Source organism: Ferranicluibacter rubi (genome assembly GCF_011603255.1).
Taxonomy (GTDB): Bacteria; Pseudomonadota; Alphaproteobacteria; order Rhizobiales; family Rhizobiaceae; genus Ferranicluibacter; species Ferranicluibacter rubi.
In genome coordinates this window covers 118,205-137,867 of sequence record NZ_JAANCM010000010.1, presented here as the reverse complement: position 1 = coordinate 137,867, position 19,663 = coordinate 118,205, and the positions used below count along the sequence as shown (strand labels likewise).

The window sequence follows — 19,663 nt, the reverse complement described above, 5'->3', positions numbered from 1 at the left end:
TTTGCCGTCCAGCTTTGAAGGATGATCGCAATGCATGTTTCCCGTTGGTCCGGCTTGCTCTCCGTGCCGTTCGCGATCGTCCTGACGGGCACCTTTTTCGCAGAAGCCGAAGTGTCGCCGACACCGGCGCTTGCGGCTCCGAACGCGGTTACGTTTCCGCCGCTCGATGAGCTTAAGCATTACACGACCGTTCGACGGGGTGTCACCCGCGAGCACATGCTGACGAGCGCTGCGGCGCTTGCAGCCCTCAAGGCGGGCGAACCGGTTCCAACGGGGACGCACATGGTTCTTGTCGATTATCAGAGTGACGTTCTCACGCGCTACCTCGTCGCGCAGAAGATCGGCGCTGGCGCAGATCAATGGGAATATCAGTGGTTCTGGCCTGACCGAACCGTGAAAGCGGACGAGAATGTGGCTCAATGCTATGCCTGTCACCGTTCGCGCCGAGCCGAGCAGTTCCTGTTCACCCTCAGCGGCGCTCTTGCCGATGATGACACGCTCTGACGCCTGCAGGCTGCCGTCATGTTTCGATTGTGGACCCGCCGCATTCTTCTTCCAGCGAGCATGGCCGCGTTGCTCATGCTCTCGCTCGCCTACTGGTGGCTCGACAACGGACCGCATGAGCTTTTCGGGGCTGCGATGTTCACTCTTCTGGCCTGGCACCTGACCGTGAACCGGCGGTGGTTCATGAGGCTCGGGACGGGGCGTTACGACCTGCATCGCTGGGCGGTGACGCTCGTACACGCATGGCTCGCCATCCTCATGACGGTGCTGGTCTGTACCAGCCTGCTGATCTCACGGTCCTTGCCCGGCATGCCGCCTCTGACGGACCAGGTGGGCATTGTCGAGCTTCACTGGTTCTCGGCCTATTGGGTGGTGTTGATCGTGGCCGTTCATGCCGGCAGTCACTGGACACGCGTGATGACCACGGCGCGAACGGCTCTTGGGGTTTCACCGTCCCGCATCAGGACAGGCATGGGGCGTCTTGCAGCTCTGCTCCTTCTCGGCTTCGGCGCATGGAGCTTCGCCGTGCTCGGCGTATCGACCAAGCTGACACTTGGCTACAGCATCGCCTTCTGGGACTTCACCAGCTCCGTGACGCCGTTTTTCGCCCACTGGACGGCCGTCATGGCAGGGGCGGCCGTTCTTTCGCATTACGCCATGGTATCGATCAGGGCACACCGCCAGACTTCACGTCCAGCAACGAGAGACCAGATATGAAACAGCTCGCACGAACGACATATTCCGCAGTTTTACTCACGCTTTTCATGGGAGGGACCGCCTTGGCCCAAGATCGTATCCGCATTTCGTCCGAATGGGGCGATGTTACCGCTGAACTCGCCGACAACGCGGCCGCCCGCGCCCTCGCCGGCATGTTGCCGCTGACGATCGAGATGGACGACCATCTTCGTCAGGAAAAGACCGGCAACCTGCCCTCCGCCCTGCCCTCCGCGCCGAGCCAGCGTGCGTTCTCCGCGGGCACGCTCGGCCTGTGGAGCTCCGGCGATTTCGTCATCTACTATCGCGACGGAGAGGTTCCAGCGCCCGGCATTGTCATTCTCGGTCAGGTCAAGGGCGACGTCTCCATCTTCGACCGGCCCGGCAAGGTCACCGTCAAGGTCGATAGCGCGCGCTGAGGGTCTCCCGGGGGGAGAGCGGGAGGCAGATCCGCTGCACCCGGCTTTCATGGGCTCGGCTCATAAGTCCTATCAGGTGCCGGTGTCTAATCCGGAAGGATACCGTCGCCATATCGTTGAGGGGACGCGCTCGTGCCCGCCGTAAACGAAAGGATTTTCTCATGAAGCAGCACCTCGCCGCTACGGCACTCTCCCTCTCCCTGACCGCCGCGCCGGCCCTTGCTGACGATCGGAAACACCCGCTCGCGACGCCGCCGGTGACGCTGGAGGACATGAAAGCGGTATCGCCGGCTTTGGCGGACTATACCGCGACCTCAGCCATCGGCGATGTATGGAAGCGCCCGGGACTGGCGCCGCGCGATCGAAGCGTGATTACGGTCGCCGCCCTGATCGCCAGAAACCAGCCTGCCGAATTCGCGTACCATTTCAGTCTCGCGCTCGACAACGGGGTCAAGCCGGCAGAACTCTCGGAGATCATCACGCATCTGGCGTTCTATTCCGGTTGGGCAAATGCAACGGCAGCCGTGGGCGTGGCAAAGGATGTGTTTGCCGCACGGGGCATCGGCCCGGATCAGCTTCCCCCGGCAAAGCCGGCCCTGATGCCTCTCGATGCAGAGAAGGATGCATCCCGGCGAGCGACCGTCGAACAAACCGTCGGTCCGACGTCTCCCGGCCTGGCCGAGTACACCAATGATCTTCTGTTCAAGGACGTGTGGCTTCGGCCCGGTCTGAGCCCGCGCGACCGAAGCCTGATCACGGTAACATCGTTGATCGCCAATGGGCAGGTCGCTCAGGTCCCCTACCACCTCAATCGCGCGATGGATAACGGCCTGAAAACGGAAGAGGCATCCGAACTTCTGACGCAACTCGCCTTCTATGCGGGTTGGCCGAACGTCTTCTCCGCGGTCCCCGTGGTGAAAGACGTCATTGCAAAGCGTGCCTCCTGATCGGCAAAAACGAAAGACCGGGGCATTTCCGGTGAGCCCGTGTTCGCCGGAAATGCCCTAGCCGCGTTCGCGCAATGCGTCGAGGACAATCGAGAAGGCGGCCGAGGGCTGCCGTCTCGACGGGTAGTAGAGATGATAGCCCGGATAGTACGGGCAAAAGTCGCCCAGCACCTGCACGAGCCGGCCCGCTTGAAGATCGGGAAGGGCGAGGCCCTCGGGAATGAACGCGATCCCGTAGCCATCGCATGCCATCTGCAGGATCTGCCTGACCCCGTTCGACGTCAGCTGACCGTTCACGCGCACCTTGAAGTCCTGACCGTCCTTTTCGAACTCCCAGGCGTAGAGGCCTCCCTTCGTCGGAAGCCGGAGGTTGATGCAGTTGTGGCCGGTCAGATCCTGCGGCACAATCGGTTCGGACCTATCCGCAAAGTAGGCGGGCGCGCCGACCGCCACCATCCGCTGGTTGCCGCTTATCCTTGCCGCGATCATTCCCTGAGAGATGATCTCGCCGAGCCGAACGCCGGCGTCGAAACGCTCGGCGACGATGTCGGTCAGGCCATAATCGACGACGAGCTCGACCTTGATTTCCGGATAGTTGCACAGAACCTTTTGCAGCTTCGGCCACAAGACAGTGTCGATCGCAAAGTCATCTGCCGTGATGCGGATCATTCCCGCCGGCTTCTCCCTGAGATCGCTCAACGCGAAGAGCTCCTGCTCGATCTCCAGAAAGCGCGGCGCCATCGTTGCCAGAAGCCGCTCGCCTTCGGGCGTGGGCGAGACGCTTCGCGTGGTTCTCGTGAGAAGACGAACGCCGAGACGCTCCTCGAGCCCGCGGATCGAGTGGCTGATTCCGGACTGCGAAAGGCCGAGCTGGGCCGCAGCCCGCGTAAAGCTGCGTTCGCGCGCAACGACCACGAATGCCATGAGGTCCGTCACGTTTTCCCTCAGCATGCCCGCACCTCCTTCATCAAATCCTTGCAGGCGACCCGCCGACATGGGCGCAGTTCGCTTATGAATGACACCCATATCTCTCTTCACGTTCTGCCCGCTAATCCCGAGGGCCGCACATCACCATCTCCCGCACAGGCGCAACGCCGGCACCGGCCGGCAAGCGCCTGGAACGAACCCGCGAAACCGACAGAAGGACGATATGATGAAACTCTTCGCCACGACTGCCATGATAGCCTGCACCTCATTTGCAGGAGCGTTCGCTCAATCCCCCGAAATCTCTCAGGCCACCGCGACCTCTCAGGCCACCGAGATCTTTCCGGCTGGCTCACGCGCGAGCGCCCGGGGTCCTAAGGCCAACTTTACCGGTTCGGTCGTCGTCGATATGCTTTACCGGAACAACGCGCATACGGCCAATTCAGGGGCGCTCGTGACATTCGAGCCGGAGGCGCGATCGGCGTGGCACACGCATCCCGCAGGACAGATTCTGATCGTGACATCCGGCGCCGGCTGGGTACAGGAAGAAGGCGGCGAAAAGCGCCGGATCCGCCCGGGCGACGTGATCTGGACGCCACCGGGCACGAAGCATTGGCACGGGGCAACCGACAAGAATGGCATGAGCCATATCGCTGTCTCCAACGTGAAAGACGGCAAAGCCGTCGACTGGATGGAGAAGGTCACCGACGAGCAGTATCTCGACTGATCCGCCATCCCGGTTCATCCGCTGGCCGGGCGATGGAACGTGTCGCCCGGCACCGCGATGCCGGCTTACGCGGTCACGGCTTGTATTGCGCGTCGGTCACGTGTTCGAGCCAGTCGACGACCTTGCCGTCGAGGTGCTCCTGGATCGCAATATGCGTCATGGCTGTCGTTGGAGATGCGCCATACCAGTGCTTTTCGCCCGGTTCGAACCAGACGACATCACCCGGACGAATGGCCTCGATCGGACCTCCTTCGCGCTGAACGAGCCCGGAACCCGCAGTGACGATCAGCGTCTGGCCGAGAGGGTGCGTATGCCATGCCGTGCGTGCGCCGGGTTCGAACGTGACGAGGGCGGAGGCTCCCCGACGGGCGTCGTTGGCAGCGAAAAGCGCATCGATCCGGACTGTTCCGGTGAACCAGTCTTCCGGGCCCTTTGCGGACGGCTGAGATCCCATTCCTGTCGATTTTCATGGAATTCTTCCTGTGTTGGTGGCGCTGGGCATGGATGCGCCCCGCCGACGTCCATCACCCCGCCCTTGACCGGGCAACGGAAATGACCTGTTGGACGGCGGCTGAACACCAGCCGCCGTCCCTTGCGATCATGCGACGTCGGGAAGCTTACCGATCAGTTTGTCGAGCGTCAGCGGGTAGTGTCGGACGCGAACCCCTGATGCATTATAGATGGCATTGGCGATCGCCGCCGAGACGCCGCAGAGACCGAGTTCGCCAACGCCCTTGGCCTTCATCGGCGACGACATCGGGTCCGTTTCGTCCATGAAGATGACATCCTGGTGCGGGATGTCGGCATGGACCGCCACCTCATAGCCCGCAAGGTCGTGATTGACGAAGAAGCCGCGACGCGTATCGACCGCGAGTTCCTCCGAAAGCGCCCCGCCGACCCCCATTGTCATGGCGCCGATGACCTGGCTGCGCGCGGTGATCGGGTTCAGGATTCGACCGGCGGCGCAGACGGCCAGCATGCGGCGGACACGGCTTTCTCCCGTTGCGACATCCACGCCGACCTCGACGAAGTGAGCGCCGAACGTCGATTGCTGATGTGTCTGGGTCAGATCGCCCCATGTCATCGTGTCTTCTCCGACGAGGCCCTCGTCTCCCACAGCCTCGGTCAGGGGAACCGAGCGATTGCCGGAGCGGACCTCGCCATTCTCGAAGACGACGTCGTCGGAGTTGAAGCCGAGCTTTGCCGCAACGGCTTCCCGCAACTTCACGCAGGCGGCATAAACGCCCGACGTGGAGGAGTTCGCGCCGAACTGCCCGCCCGAGCCGGCCGAAACCGGGAAGCGGGAATCGCCCAGCTGCACCGCGACCCTGTCCATCGGCAGACCCAGCATCTCGGCGGCCGTCTGTGCGATGATCGTGTAGCTGCCGGTGCCGATGTCGGTCATATCCGTCTCGACGGTGGCAATCCCTTGCCTGTCCAGCCGCACACGCGCGCCGGATGGCAGCATCATGTTGTTTCTGAAGGCGACCGCGACACCTTGGCCGATCAGCCAGTTTCCTTCGCGACGCGCGCCAGGCTTGCCCCGGTTGCTCCAGCCGAACGTCTCGGCACCCAGCTTGAGACAACCGATGAGGTTGCGGTGCGAGAACGGCCGCTCCGGCTTCTCGGGATCCACCTGCGTATCGTTGAGGATCCTGAACTCGATCGGATCGAGGCCCAGCTTCTCAGCCATCTCGTCCATGGCGATTTCGAGGGCCATCAGACCGGGCGCCTCTCCCGGCGCGCGCATCGCATTGCCTTCCGGCAGATTCAGCGTCGCCAGCCGCATGGCCGTCATGCGGTTTGCACCGGCATAGAGCAGACGGGTCTGCGCGACAGCCGCCTCCAACTGGCCACCCGGCTGGTCGCCGGACCAGCTTTCATGGGCAATCGCCGTGATTTTCCCGTCACGCTCCGCTCCGATCCGGATGCGCTGGATGGTTGCCGGGCGGTGGGTGGTGTTATTGATCATGAAGGGCCGCGGCAGGGCAACCTTGACCGGCCGCTTGGCCGCCTGTGCTCCGAGAACCGCAAGAACCGCATCCGAGCGCAGGAAAAGCTTGCCGCCGAAGCCGCCGCCGATGAAAGGCGACATCAGGTGGATCTTCTCCTTATCAATGTCGAGCGTCGTCGCCAGATCGGCCCGCCACCAGTCGATCATCTGGCTCGATGTCCATACCGTCACCTCGTCGCCGTTCCACGCAGCGATGGAGGCGTGGGGCTCCATCATCGCGTGGGACTGGTCGGGCGTCGAGTAAGCTTCGTCCAGGGTGATGGCGGCACTGCCGATGGCGGCGTCGAAATCGCCGACGGAGGTGTCGGGCTGCTGCGAATCCGCCGGCTTGTCCGCCGTCTTCATCGCCTCCTTCAGGTCGAAGGCCCCCTTTTCTTCCGCATAATCGACCTTCACCAGCGCAGCCGCCGCCCGCGCTTGCTCGAAGGTCTCGGCCACAACGACGGCAATCGCCTGGTGGTAGTGCTGCACCTCGTCGCCGCCGAAGAGCTTTGCCGTATTGAACTTGCCCTTCTTGCGCTCACCGACGGCCAGCGTCGTCACGACGGCCAGAACACCGGGCGCTTTTTCGGCGGCGGCAATGTCCATCGACGTAATCCGGCCGCGTGCGATCGAGGCGCCGACCGGATAGCCGTACGCGTAGGGCGTGGAAGCGTCATGCCACTCATAGGCGTATTTTGCCTGGCCGGTGACCTTGAGGTAGCCGTCGATACGCGGGATCGGCTTGCCCACGACTTTCATCTGGTCGATCGGATTGGTTGTGGCTGGTGTGTCGAACTTCATGGCTCAACCCTTTGCTTCTGCAATGACCGCCCCGAGCGTGCGCTCGACCAGATCGATCTTAAACCTGTTGTGTTCCGTCGGCCGCGCATCGGCAAGAAGAGCAGCCGTTGCGGGCCTTGCCCCTTGCGGCAGCGCAACGTCTGCCGCCTCGACCCGCCATGGCCTGTGAGCGACGCCGCCGGCCGCGACGCGGCCGGTCCCGTCGGGCTGGATCACCGCACCCACGGAAATGAGCGCGAACGCATAGGACGCGCGGTCACGGACCTTGCGGTAGATGTGGCGGCCGCCGAGCGGCGCGGGCAGGACGACACCTGTAATGAATTCGCCCTGCTCCAGAACGGTTTCGATATGCGGGGTATTGCCCGGCAGGCGGTGGAACTCGGCGATCGGCACCGCGTGACGCCGGCCATCTGGCTTGACGGTTTCCACCACGGCATCCAGAGCCCGCAAGGCAATGGCCATGTCGCTCGGATGTGTGGCGATACAGGAATCGCTGACGCCGACGATGCCGAGCTGGCGGCTGAAGCCCTCGATGGCGGAACAGCCGCTGCCCGGCTGGCGCTTGTTACAGGGCTGGTTGGTATCGTAGAAATAAGGACAGCGCGTCCGCTGCAGAAGATTTCCGGCCGTCGTCGCCTTGTTGCGAAGCTGACCGGAGGCTCCGGCGAGAAGTGCCCGCGAGAGCAGGCCATAGTCTCGGCGCACGGTCTTGTCTGCCGCCAGATCGGTGTTGCGAACCAGCGCACCGATGCGAAGGCCACCCTCCGGCGTCTTCTCGATCGTATCGAGGCCGAGACCGTTGACGTCGATCAGATGTGTCGGCACCTCGATCTCGAGCTTCATCAGATCCAGGAGGTTGGTGCCGCCGGCAATGAACCGGGTGGATGGATGGGAAGCAGCCGATGCGGCTGCGGCCTCGATCGTCGAGGCGCGTTCATATGTAAAGGCTCTCATGCGCGTGTCCCCGCGACGTCAGTAATGGCATCCACGATGTTGGAATAGGCGCCGCACCGACAGATATTTCCGCTCATGCGTTCGCGGATTTCCTCTGCACTCGCCGAGGCCGGTGCGGTGAGATCGGTCGTCACGTGGCTCGGAATGTTCGCCTTGATCTCTTCGAGCACGGCGACGGAGGAACAGATCTGTCCCGGCGTACAGTAGCCGCACTGAAAGCCGTCATGCTTGACGAAGGCCGCCTGCATGGGATGGAGGTTGCCGGGTTGTCCCAGGCCCTCGATCGTGGTGATCTCGTCGCCCTCATGCATGATGGCGAGCGTCAGACAGGCGTTCACGCGGCGTCCGCCCACCATGACGGTGCACGCTCCGCACTGCCCGTGGTCACAGCCCTTTTTCGTGCCTGTCAGATGCAGGTGCTCGCGAAGCGCGTCGAGAAGCGTCGTGCGGTTATCGATGTTCAGCTCTCGCCTTTCACCGTTGACGGCAAATGCGACCGTACTTGTGAGTTCGGTTTCCGTCTGCGATGTCTGTGCTGCCGCCGACAGCGGCAAGGCACTCGTTGCCGCAGCCGCTGCGGCCGAGGTTATCAGCAGATTTCGTCGGGATATTTCCAGTTGCGTCGGGTTTAGCATGGCCAGCTCCAATCCAAAGAAGGACGTCAGGCGCTACGACCGGCAGCGCAACACTAAGTTAGTGAAACCGCCGTCAATGGATTACCCCCCTATTTCCGAAAGGGCTTATCGACCCTGAACATGGATCATCGCAATCTTTTCATTCGTTATTTTTAATGTAAAATGTTTCCGAGAACACGGTTGCCATCATCTCGGTAGAGCAGACAAATGGAAAAGCCGACTGCCATTCGTACGGCGAAAGCAGAGGGCCTTCAATGTCCAGATCATCTTGAACAACCGTAACAGCACGCCTTCTTGGCCACTAGGATTTGCAGTGTCGGAGAGCGTTTGAGTACGGTTGCGCTCCCCGTGTATTTTCTACACGGTGGTGGCACGTCGGCAACGTCGTCCAAGTTCCTGACGACGAAACCTACCCGGCGGGCAGGTCTGCAGCGTATCCTTGGTAATCGAGACGCTGTCATATCTGATGACCTGGGCTTTCTGCGCCTTCGGGCCGGTTGCCCCTCAGACAATACCTGAACATCGGGCAACCGAGAAGCGCCGGGCATGTGAAGACGGAGCCATCGAACTTCCCTTTGGCGACGGCGGCATTGCCTGCAGCCGATCCACCGCCAGTGGACATCAATTTCACCTTCGAGCCGGACGCCTGTATCAAGCCGGCACAGCCGAGCGCCATGTCATCGGCCTAGCTGAAGATAAGATAGAGATTGGGCACCTAGCGACCATCTCCTTGCAGAGCTCCACGCAGGACACCGGTGTCCAGTCGACGGCAATGCCTCGACAATTTCATCTTTGCCAGGCGCGGCGCGTGATTGCCCAACACGTCGAAGGAGCCGGCCTGCATATTATCGAGCAGATGCGTTTTATCGCCTGACCCGCCCACGCGGAACGCTGGAAAACAAGATGAGAGGATTTTCCAAGAGATTGCATCCATTCTCGCAACAAGGATGTGCCATTGGCGATGATCATCTACTTTCAGTGTCGCTAGGCCGATGAGGCACTCTTGTATCACGGTTAAGCGCTAGTAGCGGAAGTAAGCCGCGATCAAACATTGGGAGGTGTCTCCAAGACGTCTTGTTCAAGTAGGTGGTTAATGCCACTGGAACGACATCGCCGGATCGCTTGCCTGCCAGCTAATTCCACCGAAGACAACCAGATCTCGATCAAAATCCGTTCAATCGGATTGACTTGATTTCCTGACAGGAAGAACGTCACCTCGCAACGAGGAACGGACCGGCGCATGCTCCCATGAAACCATATCGTCATACGAATTCTGGAATGTCATCTGATATCGTAAGGCCTCTTCTATGAGTGCAGCACCACAAAGGGGGCGCCGCTATTCGAGTGACGTCATCGACATCATCAGGGCTCAGATCAAGGAGGGCGTCTATGCGGTTGGCGACAAACTTCCAACGGAACCGGCGCTGGTCAGCCGCTTTGGCTTCAGTCGGACCGTCATTCGCGAGGCGATCGCAGCGTTGCGGGCCGATGGGATGGTCGAGTCGCGCCAGGGCGCCGGGGTTTTCGTCGTCGCGTCGCGACCCGGTGATCCGCTGCAGGATCTGTTCAGCCGGGAAACGGATAGAATCTCCGACATCATCGAAGAACTGGAGCTTCGCATCGGCGTCGAAGTCGAGGCCGCAGGCCTTGCCGCCTTGCGTCGATCGCCTGCACAGGAGGCGGAAATCCAGGCGCAGGTCCAGCGTTTCGGAGATCTGATCGACATGGGAAAGCCGACGGACGAGGTCGATTTCCAGTTCCACATGGCGGTGGCCACCGCCACCAACAATGCGCGCTTTAGGTTGTTCCTCGATCATATCGGCCGCCGGATGATCCCGCGCGTGAAGTTTAAAAGCGTCATGGGCGGCGTCGATCCGCTGCCAAGCCGCGATCATCCGATCTTGGATGAGCATCGCGCCATTGCCGATGCCATCTCCGCCCAAGAGCCTGAGCGTGCCCGCGAAGCTATGCGCGTGCATCTTCTGACCGGCATGGAGCGATACCGATCTCTGGTATCACGACCAAAGCATAAGCTGCCGGTTACTGATTGACTCATTCCAAAAGTCATAATACGACTTAGGCTTCAACGAATGGGAGGTTCTGTTGTCGCCTGAAGAAATCAAATCTGCCATCGCATCGGGTCTCTTGTCGTTTCCGGTCACCCATTTCCAGACGGACCTGAGCCTTCATCTGGAGAGTTACAGCCGACATGTGGCGTGGCTTTCCGGCTTCGAGGCGGCGGCGCTCTTTGCGGCCGGTGGCACGGGCGAGTTCTTTTCTCTGTCGCCCGAAGAAGTCGGTCTGGTCACCAAGGCGGCGAAAGAGGCCTCCGGCAGTGTGCCGATCATCACGGGCTGCGGCTACGGCACCTCGCTTGCCATAGACACCGCGCGCCAGGCGGAGCGGGCCGGCGCAGACGGTCTGCTGCTGCTGCCGCATTATCTGATGGAAGCGTCGCAGGAGGGGATCTACCGGCACGTCAAATCGGTCTGCCAGTCCACGCCGCTCGGGGTCATTCTTTACAACAGAGCCAATTCGGTTGCGACCGCCGATACAGTCGCGCGGCTTGCCGAGGCCTGCCCGAACCTGATTGGCTTCAAGGACGGCACCGGACGGGTCGATCTGGTCCGTCACGTCACCGCCAAGCTTGGGGATAGGCTCTGCTATATCGGCGGCATGCCGACGCATGAGTTGTTTGCCGAAGGCTTCAACGGCGTCGGCGTCACGACCTATTCTTCCGCCGTGTTCAATTTCGTGCCGGCGCTGGCGCAGCGCTTCTACAAGGCGATGCGAGCGGGCGACCGGGCGACGATGGAGGATATCCTCAACCGCTTCTTCTTCCCGTTCGCCGCTCTGCGCGACCGGGAAGCCGGCTACGCCGTTTCCATCATCAAGGCCGGCGTCGAACTGGTTGGCCAGACCCCGGGGCCGGTTCGTCCGCCCCTGACGGACCTGACCCCTGACGAAAAACAGATGCTGGCGAGCCTCATCGAGACTGCCGGCGCCTGACGACGGTGCCTTCGCCTCGCATGGAGGGGCAAGGGCCGCATCTATCGGACGAAAGCGCCGAGACTATTGCGCGCAGCGGTCCGTACGACTTCAGACGACATCGTGTTCAATCGGGAGGAGCAACATGACTGGCATCACACTACGTCTTATCACAGCAGGCCTGCTGGCGGCAGCGTCGGCATCCTATGCCATGGCGCAGGACGCAACGGCGATCCGCATCGTGCTGCCGGAGCAGCCGGCGAATCTCGAGCCCTGCGGCACCATCATCACCAATGTCGGGCAGATCCTCGCCCAGAACGTGGTGGAGCCGCTGACGGTCATCGATGCGGCGACCGGGCAGCCTCGCCCGAAGCTCGCGACCGAATGGAGCCAGGTCGATCCGCAGACATGGCGGCTGAAGCTCAGGGATGGCGTGACCTTCCAGGATGGCGAGCCCTTCAACGCGGCGGCGGTCGCCTTTTCCATCGAGCGCATGACGGGCGGCAAGCTGAACTGCAACAATATGGCGAAGTTCGGCGATGCCAAGCTGACGGTGACGGCCCTTGACGACCTGACTGTCGAGATCAAGTCCGATCGCCCGGAGCCGATCCTTCCCACCTTGCTCAGCGTGGTCATGGTGGTGTCGCCGAAGACGCCGGCCGACAAGGCCGTCAACGATCCGGTCGGCACGGGACCGTTTCGCCTGAAGACCTTCAATACGCAGACCGTCGAACTTGTCAGTTTCGACAAATACTGGGGCGACAAACCGAAAGTGACGGCCGCGACCTATGTCTGGCGCGCGGAATCCTCGATCAGGGCCGCCATGATCGAGACCGGCGAGGCCGACCTGACCCCGTCGATCGCGATCCAGGATGCCTCCAATCCGGAAACGGATTTTTCCTATCTCAACTCCGAGACGACGGCGATCCGCATCGATGCGGCGCAGCCGCCTCTTGACGATCTGCGCATCCGCAAGGCTCTGAACCTCGCCATCGACTGGGACGGGCTTGCCCAATTGTTCGGAGACGACATCAAGCGCGCGTCGCAGATGGTCGTGCCCGGCATCAACGGGCATGACGATGCCCTCTCGCCATGGACATATGATGCCGCTGAGGCCAAGAAGCTGGTGGAAGAGGCAAAGGCTGCGGGCGTCCCGGTCGAGACTGAGATCACTCTCATCGGCCGCAACGGCATCTATCCCAACGGCTCGGAAGCCATGGAGGCCATGGTCGCCATGTGGCAGGACGCCGGGCTGAACGTGAAGCTGACCATGCTCGACGTCGCCGACTGGCTGCGGTACCTGCAGAAGCCATACCCTGAAAACCGGGGCGCCAACATGCTGCAGATGATGCACGACAACAACAAGGGCGATGCGGCATTTACCATTCCGATCTTCTACCGCTCGACCGGCAACTATGCGACCGTGAACGACCCGGCGCTCGACAAGCAGGTGGACGAGGCCCTGGCGGCAACCGGCGATGACCGCACGGCGAAGTTCAAGGCCCTTTTTGCCAAGGTCCGCACCGATGTCGTGTCCGATATCCCGATGTTCCACATGATCGGCTACACGCGCGTCGGCAAGCGCCTCGACTGGAAGCCGGATATCACCACCAACAGCGAAATCCCGCTGGCCAATATCGGCATCAAGTCCTGAGGACGGAAAGACGCGCGGCGCCTTGCCGCGCGTCTTTCCCCATGCCGGCTCTTTGCCGGCTGATACAGTCTCAAACGAGGGCCTGCCATGCTCCGCTATCTCGGACGTCGTGCGTCGTACAGCCTGATCTCGATCATCGGCCTCGTCACGCTCGTCTTCTTTCTGACACGCCTGACAGGTGATCCCTCCGCGCTCTACCTGCCCCTGGACGCGAGCGCCGATGCGCGCGCCCAGTTTGCACGGCTGAACGGGCTCGATCAGCCGGCGATCGTCCAGTTCTTCACCTATCTCGGCAATCTCGCACAACTCGATTTCGGCCAATCCCTTCGGCAGAACCGCTCGGCCATGGAGGTCGCGCTGGAGGCGTTTCCCGAAACGCTGAAGCTTGCCTTTTTGGCCATCGCGCTTGCGACGTCGCTGGCTATCGTTGTCGGATCGCTCGCTGCGGCGCGTCCGGGCAGCTTGTTCGACCGCATCGCCAGCCTCGTGTCGCTGGCCGGCGCCAGCGCGCCCGATTTCTGGATCGCCATCGTCGGCATCCTTCTCTTCGCCGTCGGGTTCGGGTTGCTGCCGACCTCCGGCACGGGAAGTGCGGCGCACTGGGTGCTCCCGATTTTCGTGCTGACGCTGCGGCCGTTCGGGCTGCTGGTGCAGGTGGTTCGCGGCACGATGCTATCGGCCCTGTCCGCCGCCTATATCAAGACGGCCCGGGCCAAGGGCATGCCGCGCCGCGAGATCATCTTCGGCCATGCGCTGCGCAATTCGCTGCTGCCGATCGTCACGGTGGCGGGGGATCTTGCGACAGGGCTCGTCAACGGCGCGGTCGTGGTCGAATCCATCTTCGGCTGGCCGGGCATCGGCAAGCTGATGATCGACTCGATCATCCAGCGCGATTTCGCGGTCGTCCAGTCGACGATCCTCGTGACGGCCGTCGCGATCTTCCTTCTCAACATCGCAATCGATCTTCTCTACGCATTCCTCGACCCCCGCATCCGTTACTAGAAGGCACGCCCGATGACGCTTCTTTCGGCTCCCGTCGCGGCGATCTCTCCGCGCATGCCGCTCCTCTCCTACCTTTGGCGCGACAAGATGGCGTTTGCTTCCGCCCTCTTTCTCGTGCTGCTTCTGCTCCTGGTCCTGTTCGGCCCCTTGCTCGTCGGCGACGCCGCCGCACGGCTCGGCCTGCGCCAGCGTAACCTTGCGCCTTTCACCTTTAATGGCGGCTTTCTCTACGTGCTCGGGGCAGACACGCTCGGGCGCCCCATCCTTGCGCGACTGATCGTCGGCGCGCAGAACACGATCCTGATCGCTGCGGCCGCCGTGTTCAGCTCCATGCTGGTCGGCGGCGCGCTCGGCCTGATCGCCGGCTATTCCGAGCGCTGGTACAGCCATGTCATACAGCGTTTCGCCGATGTGATCATGAGCTTTCCCTCGCTTCTCCTCGCCCTGATCGTCCTCTATACGCTCGGGCCGAGCATGACGAACCTCGTCATCGTGCTGGCGATCACGCGCCTGCCGATCTACCTGCGAACCGCCCGCGCAGAGGTGCTGGAGCTTCGCGAGCGGATGTTCGTGAGCGCGGCCCGTTCGATGGGCGCTTCGCCGGTGCGCATCGTCTTCCACCATATCGCGCCGCTCGTTCTGCCGACGCTGGTCACGATCTCGGCCATCGATTTTGCGACCGTGATCCTTGCCGAGTCCGCGCTAAGCTTCCTCGGCCTCGGCATACAGCCACCCGATTTCACCTGGGGTGCCATGGTGGCGAACGGGCGCGGCTATCTGCAGACGGCGTGGTGGATCGCCTTCTGGCCGGGCCTTGCGATCATGATGACGACCTTGTCGCTCAACATTCTCTCCAACTGGGCGCGCACCGTCGCCGACCCGCAACAGCGCTGGCGGTTGCAGGCGCTGAGAAAGACTGCCCGATGAGCAAGATCGACGACGCGAGAATGCCCGCACCCATCCTTCAGGTTGAGGGACTGACGGTCGACTTCCTGTCCGATGGCGATCCCGTCCGCGCGGTCGATGATGTCTCCTTCCATGTCGCGCGCGGCGAGACGCTGGTCATTCTCGGCGAGAGCGGCTCGGGCAAAAGCGTCAGCACCAGCACGCTGATGGGGCTGGTCGATTGCCCGCCCGGCCACATCGTCTCCGGTCGCTGCCTGTTCGATGGCCAGGAGCTTGCGCGCCTCGACGAGGACAAGCGGCGCGCCCTCAACGGACGGCGCATCGCGATGATTTTCCAGGATCCCCTCGCCTCGCTGAACCCGGTCTACACAGTCGGCCGACAGATAGAGGAAGTCTATCGCAGCCATGGCGAAGGCCGCGGCGACCTGCGCTCCCGGATCCTCGACCTCATGCGCCGCGTCGGCATTCCCGAGCCCGAGCAGCGCGTCGATCATTATCCGCACCAGTTCTCCGGCGGCCAGCGCCAGCGCATCATGATCGCCATCGCCATCGCGCTGAAACCCGATATCCTGATTGCCGACGAACCGACCACGGCGCTCGACGTCAGCGTTCAGGCACAGATCCTGGACCTGCTGCGCGATCTGCAGCGCGAGACCGGCATGGCGCTGATCATGATTACCCACGATCTCGAGGTGGCGGCGTCCATGGCGGACCGGATCATCGTGATGAATAGCGGCAAGGTGGTAGAGGCCGGACCGGCCAGAGACGTGTTCGAGACGCCGCAACACGCCTATACCCGGAAACTGATCGCCGCGCTGCCGCATGGCGAGGCTGCCGATGCCGGTCACAAGCGCTCCAGAGAACGCGCCGAAGAGGTGCTGCTGAAGGTGGAAGGGCTCGGCAAAGACTACGTCCTGTCATCCGGCGCGTTTGCCGGAAAATCGGTGTTCAAGGCGGTGGAGGATGTCGGCTTTCATCTTTGCAAAGGCGAAACGCTGGGTATCGTCGGCGAGAGCGGCTCCGGCAAATCGAGCGTCGCGCGCATGCTGATGCGCCTGAACGAGCCGACATCGGGCAAGGCTATCTTTGCCGGGCAGAACATCTTCGATCTCACGGGGAAAGACCTGATGGCATTTCGTCGCCGGGTCCAGATGGTGTTTCAGGACCCCTACGGCTCGATGAACCCGCGCATGAGCGTCCGGTCGATCATCTCGGAACCGTGGCAGATCCACGGCGACATCCTGCCACGCGCGCGCTGGAGAGACCGTGTCGTCGAGCTTCTGGAACTCGTCGGACTGAAGGCCGAACACGAAGGACGCTACATCCACCAGTTTTCCGGCGGACAGCGCCAGCGGATCGCCATCGCCCGCGCGCTTGCCAGCGAGCCGGAACTCATCATTTGCGACGAGGCGGTTTCGGCCCTCGATGTGTCGATCCAGGCGCAGGTCATCGATCTGCTGGCGGATCTGCGCAACCGGCTTGGCCTGTCCTATATCTTCATCACGCATGACCTGCCGATCGTGCGCCACTTCGCCGATCGCATCCTCGTCATGAAGCAAGGTCGTATTGTCGAGGAGAACGAAACCACTGCACTCTTCGCCACGCCCCTCCACGATTACACAAGAACGTTGCTCAACGCAGTTCCGTTGCCGAAATGGCAGACTCGGAGAGAAACTGCTTAGCTCTATGGTGGACAGGTTGCCGGGGTTTGATCTAGGTAACGATGAAGATCTAGCGTAAGCATTCGGCGGAGGCGGTGAAGTGCCGCGATGGCATGATATGATTGCACCCATCCAGATCAGTGGATGCCTTAATCCAGCAAGCGTCTCGATCCAGTCAACGAAACCACCTCATCATCACTGAGCTTGCAATTCCGACACTTAGGCTTAGATGCGCTCGTCGTTACCTCCACTGCCGCGTTTTAGGCCTAGCAGGCAGCATCCCTTTCTGGTGTCAGACGTCTACTTTGGGCGGCATGCTGCTGTCGGCGCAGAGCGGAGGACGCATCTCAGATCTTGCCTGTTGGCGGCAATTGGGCTCTCTGGAAACGACTGTTATACAAGAGGTGCGGCCGAGCAAGTCCGCTCGTTGTCATAGGAGACGTCCGTTGCAGAGTCTTAAAAGTGGACTGTGGCTCAATGAGCCCACAAAATCACATGCGTCGGATACCGAGCTTTCCGTGACGACCGACGCCAACACGGATTTTTGGCGAGAAACGCACTATGGCTTTGTGCGCGACAACGGCCACTTCTATGCATTCCAGACCGAAGGCGATTTCACCGCCCAGGTTCGGGTTCAGGCAAATTTCACGCATCTCTACGATCAGGCCGGCCTGATGGTCAGGCTCGACGAAAGACGGTGGGTCAAGACCGGGATCGAGTTCTCAGACGGATATGGCTTGCTCGGCAGTGTGCTGACGAATGAAGCCTCCGACTGGGCAACGGGGCGTTATGGCGGCGACCCATCAGATTTCTGGATAAGGGTGACCGTCCAGAGCGGCGTTCTGAGAATACAAGCTTCACACGATAGGCAGACCTGGCCACTGGTGCGCCTCTGCCCATTCCCGAAAGCGGACCATTATCTCATTGGACCCATGTGCTGTACCCCCGAACGTTCAGGTTTGGAGGTAAAATTTAGTGAGTGGCAATTGAGACCGGCCTTGGGCAAAGACCTTCACGACCTGACGTAGCCGCCAGAGCTTTGTTTAGCAGCCGCAGCATCTGCTTCTCGCGCAATTCAAGCATATTTGCCGAGGCGCATTCCTGACAGGCAATCATCCTCACCAAAGTCGAAAGCACAGGTGGTCGCCGCCTGGGAACCTATATCATAAATCTCTGAATCACAGTGACGACCTCATATGCGATAACGCCTCGACCACAAGATTTGGTGCAGCAATCCATACGACGCCCAGTCCTACATGCAGCGCTCCAATTGTCATCAGAATGCTGCGGAACGGCTCTTTGCGCGTTTTGTGCCCAAGTACTTGCTGGGCGGCAAGGGCACCAAGGCTTCCACCGACAATAGCCAGCCAGAGCAGCGTGCTCTCGCGAACGCGCCACGCTCCCTCTACCGCAGCTTTCTTATCCCACCAGTAGACGCAGTAGACCACGACGTTGATCACAAGATAAATTAGAAGGTGTGTCAGCGGTGTCGAAAGGTACATAGTCGAATATATGCATATGGGTGTTAACCGCCGCCTATTCATCGGCTCGACGATTGACACAATGTTCTTCGCGACGCAGCCTGCCGCGCGTCACTTGAACGACATGGGATGGCATAGTGCCAGGATCGGATCCTGAGCGCTCTGATCTGCTCCGCAAACTTACTCCATTGTAACCAAAAAAAGTTTCAGGTCCACGTGCGGGCACACGTGGACATGGGCAGCGCCTATCTTGTATTCTACCGGTACACGTTGCCGAGCGGCGAACTTGAACGGAGGCCGCGATACGATTTTTGGACCGCCTTTTCCGCCGCACGCAGGTCGCGCTGGTGCCGCTGACGTCCTGGCCCGACGGCCCCGCGCCGGCTGAGGTTCCAATCCTTCCCGATGGCATGAACCCGATCCTCCGCCTTGCGGACGACTGGCGCTTACCCCGTCACGAAACGCGCAAGGAAGTCTTGGCGCGCTGCGGCTGTCTGCCCGATCCGATCTACGAATGGCCAGCGCTCGTCCTTACCGATGCCGAACCCCTACCAGGCGCACTTGCGCCTTGGACGGCGAGCGCCTTCGAGCGCATCCCACCCCAGTTTCCGATCATCCGTTTTACCGCCCTTGCGTGGTTTAAGGACGACGCGCACGCCAATCTTCGGCGCGTCGCGGACCATCTAACGGCATCGCTCGGACCCGCGCCGGTCGGTCAGCGGTGGAACACCGTCGCCGCCGCGTGGCGGTCGGGGCTGGCTGAGGTCTCGCTGACAGCCTGGCCACCGGATTGGCAGTCGCACGGCTTGCAAAACCCGTCCGAGGATCGCGACCCGCGCCTTAGAACCGCCTGCCACGTGACGCTGATAACGGGCTTTCGCCTGGCTCTCAGCGCGAGAGAACGAGAATGGGTGACAGGCTTCCTGCCTCTCGCGTTCGACGGGGATGTCGGGACAGCGCGCATGGCACAGGCTGGCCGCCTTGCGCCGGGCGAGACGGAGCTCGAATACGTGCGCGACCCAGAAGACCTGGTCAAGGACCGGCAGCGGATGCTTGGGCTGTCAGCAGACGGCGAGGCGCTGATCGTGGTTTCGGATCAGCTCTTCGTCATGCCCCGCACCGACATTCTGCACCTTGAGGTCATCCGTATGACGCCGGCCAAGGGCGGGGGCGGCTCGTCGCTTCATGCCCATTGTTATACGCACGCACCCGGCGCGGACAGCCAGTCTGTGTTTCTAGCGCAGCACGGCGATCCCGACGGCATGACGGCGCTTGGGCAAGAACTGGGCGAGCGGCTCGATTGTTTGGTCGAGGTCAGCCCCTACTACCCGGATTGCTGACCACGTGGGG

General features: G+C 61.7%; 20 protein-coding genes. 14 read left to right on the top strand and 6 right to left on the bottom strand.

What is annotated here, in order from left to right; translation table 11 throughout:
- The first annotated feature begins 30 nt into the window (after positions 1-30).
- The 4 genes from G8E10_RS18645 (at position 31) to G8E10_RS18630 (ending at position 2,584) form a co-directional block, all read left to right on the top strand.
- Positions 31-504 carry a hypothetical protein gene (locus tag G8E10_RS18645; RefSeq protein ID WP_167130253.1) on the top strand — a complete coding sequence of 158 codons (474 nt, stop codon included), beginning with the start codon at positions 31-33 and terminating at the stop codon, positions 502-504.
- 18 nt (positions 505-522) lie between these two features.
- A complete protein-coding gene (locus G8E10_RS18640; protein WP_110808366.1) occupies positions 523-1,221 on the top strand; it encodes a hypothetical protein in 699 nt (232 codons plus the stop codon).
- Between the two features lie 62 nt (positions 1,222-1,283).
- Complete coding sequence (locus tag G8E10_RS18635; RefSeq protein ID WP_281517659.1) at positions 1,284-1,637, top strand: cyclophilin-like fold protein; 354 nt, start codon at positions 1,284-1,286, stop codon at positions 1,635-1,637.
- 161 nt (positions 1,638-1,798) lie between these two features.
- On the top strand, positions 1,799-2,584 hold the full coding sequence (locus G8E10_RS18630; protein WP_110808367.1) for a carboxymuconolactone decarboxylase family protein: 786 nt from the start codon (positions 1,799-1,801) through the stop codon (positions 2,582-2,584).
- Between the two features lie 57 nt (positions 2,585-2,641).
- Here the strand turns inward: G8E10_RS18630 and G8E10_RS18625 are convergent, their stop codons facing one another.
- On the bottom strand, positions 2,642-3,535 hold the full coding sequence (locus tag G8E10_RS18625; RefSeq protein ID WP_167130251.1) for a LysR family transcriptional regulator: 894 nt from the start codon (positions 3,533-3,535) through the stop codon (positions 2,642-2,644).
- 226 nt (positions 3,536-3,761) lie between these two features.
- On the opposite strand from G8E10_RS18625, the gene G8E10_RS18620 reads away from it, so the two are divergent.
- Positions 3,762-4,235, top strand: a complete 474-nt coding sequence (locus G8E10_RS18620; RefSeq protein ID WP_425530853.1) for a (R)-mandelonitrile lyase — start codon at positions 3,762-3,764, stop codon at positions 4,233-4,235.
- Positions 4,236-4,308: 73 nt separating this feature from the next.
- Here the strand turns inward: G8E10_RS18620 and G8E10_RS18615 are convergent, their stop codons facing one another.
- The 4 genes from G8E10_RS18615 to paoA form a co-directional block, all read right to left on the bottom strand.
- Complete coding sequence (locus G8E10_RS18615; RefSeq protein ID WP_167130249.1) at positions 4,309-4,689, bottom strand: (R)-mandelonitrile lyase; 381 nt, start codon at positions 4,687-4,689, stop codon at positions 4,309-4,311.
- Between the two features lie 144 nt (positions 4,690-4,833).
- Positions 4,834-7,032 carry an aldehyde oxidoreductase molybdenum-binding subunit PaoC gene (gene paoC / locus G8E10_RS18610; protein ID WP_167130248.1) on the bottom strand — a complete coding sequence of 733 codons (2,199 nt, stop codon included), beginning with the start codon at positions 7,030-7,032 and terminating at the stop codon, positions 4,834-4,836.
- A 3-nt stretch (positions 7,033-7,035) separates the two neighbouring features.
- On the bottom strand, positions 7,036-7,986 hold the full coding sequence (locus tag G8E10_RS18605) for an FAD binding domain-containing protein (RefSeq protein WP_167130247.1): 951 nt from the start codon (positions 7,984-7,986) through the stop codon (positions 7,036-7,038).
- Positions 7,983-8,621: an aldehyde dehydrogenase iron-sulfur subunit PaoA gene (gene paoA, locus G8E10_RS18600; RefSeq protein WP_167130246.1), complete on the bottom strand. Its 639-nt coding sequence runs from the start codon at positions 8,619-8,621 to the stop codon at positions 7,983-7,985. The genes G8E10_RS18605 and paoA overlap by 4 nt, the downstream gene beginning before the upstream one ends.
- 439 nt (positions 8,622-9,060) lie before the next feature.
- Here paoA and G8E10_RS18595 point away from each other — a divergent pair, with 439 nt between their 5' ends.
- The 8 genes from G8E10_RS18595 to G8E10_RS18560 all read left to right on the top strand — a co-directional run bounded on the left by G8E10_RS18595 (position 9,061) and on the right by G8E10_RS18560 (position 17,860).
- Positions 9,061-9,495 (top strand): hypothetical protein, encoded by a 435-nt coding sequence (locus tag G8E10_RS18595; RefSeq protein ID WP_167130245.1) that lies wholly within the window; start codon positions 9,061-9,063, stop codon positions 9,493-9,495.
- Positions 9,496-9,928: 433 nt separating this feature from the next.
- Entirely contained in the window at positions 9,929-10,672 is a 744-nt protein-coding gene (locus G8E10_RS18590) for a FadR/GntR family transcriptional regulator (RefSeq protein WP_167130244.1), read from the top strand.
- A gap of 52 nt (positions 10,673-10,724) precedes the next feature.
- Positions 10,725-11,630 (top strand): 5-dehydro-4-deoxyglucarate dehydratase, encoded by a 906-nt coding sequence (gene kdgD, locus G8E10_RS18585; protein WP_167130243.1) that lies wholly within the window; start codon positions 10,725-10,727, stop codon positions 11,628-11,630.
- A 124-nt stretch (positions 11,631-11,754) separates the two neighbouring features.
- Entirely contained in the window at positions 11,755-13,263 is a 1,509-nt protein-coding gene (locus G8E10_RS18580) for an ABC transporter substrate-binding protein (protein ID WP_167130242.1), read from the top strand.
- Between the two features lie 87 nt (positions 13,264-13,350).
- On the top strand, positions 13,351-14,265 hold the full coding sequence (locus G8E10_RS18575; RefSeq protein WP_110808377.1) for an ABC transporter permease: 915 nt from the start codon (positions 13,351-13,353) through the stop codon (positions 14,263-14,265).
- A gap of 12 nt (positions 14,266-14,277) precedes the next feature.
- Entirely contained in the window at positions 14,278-15,192 is a 915-nt protein-coding gene (locus tag G8E10_RS18570) for an ABC transporter permease (protein WP_167130241.1), read from the top strand.
- Positions 15,189-16,853: an ABC transporter ATP-binding protein gene (locus G8E10_RS18565; protein ID WP_425530852.1), complete on the top strand. Its 1,665-nt coding sequence runs from the start codon at positions 15,189-15,191 to the stop codon at positions 16,851-16,853. Before G8E10_RS18570 ends, G8E10_RS18565 begins: the two co-directional genes overlap by 4 nt.
- Positions 16,854-17,278: 425 nt before the next feature.
- On the top strand, positions 17,279-17,860 hold the full coding sequence (locus tag G8E10_RS18560) for a DUF1349 domain-containing protein (RefSeq protein WP_281517657.1): 582 nt from the start codon (positions 17,279-17,281) through the stop codon (positions 17,858-17,860).
- Positions 17,861-18,010: 150 nt separating this feature from the next.
- Here the strand turns inward: G8E10_RS18560 and G8E10_RS18555 are convergent, their stop codons facing one another.
- Complete coding sequence (locus G8E10_RS18555; RefSeq protein ID WP_167130240.1) at positions 18,011-18,334, bottom strand: DUF1294 domain-containing protein; 324 nt, start codon at positions 18,332-18,334, stop codon at positions 18,011-18,013.
- 290 nt (positions 18,335-18,624) lie between these two features.
- On the opposite strand from G8E10_RS18555, the gene G8E10_RS18550 reads away from it, so the two are divergent.
- Positions 18,625-19,653, top strand: a complete 1,029-nt coding sequence (locus G8E10_RS18550) for a hypothetical protein (RefSeq protein ID WP_167130239.1) — start codon at positions 18,625-18,627, stop codon at positions 19,651-19,653.
- Positions 19,654-19,663: the final 10 nt, after the last annotated feature.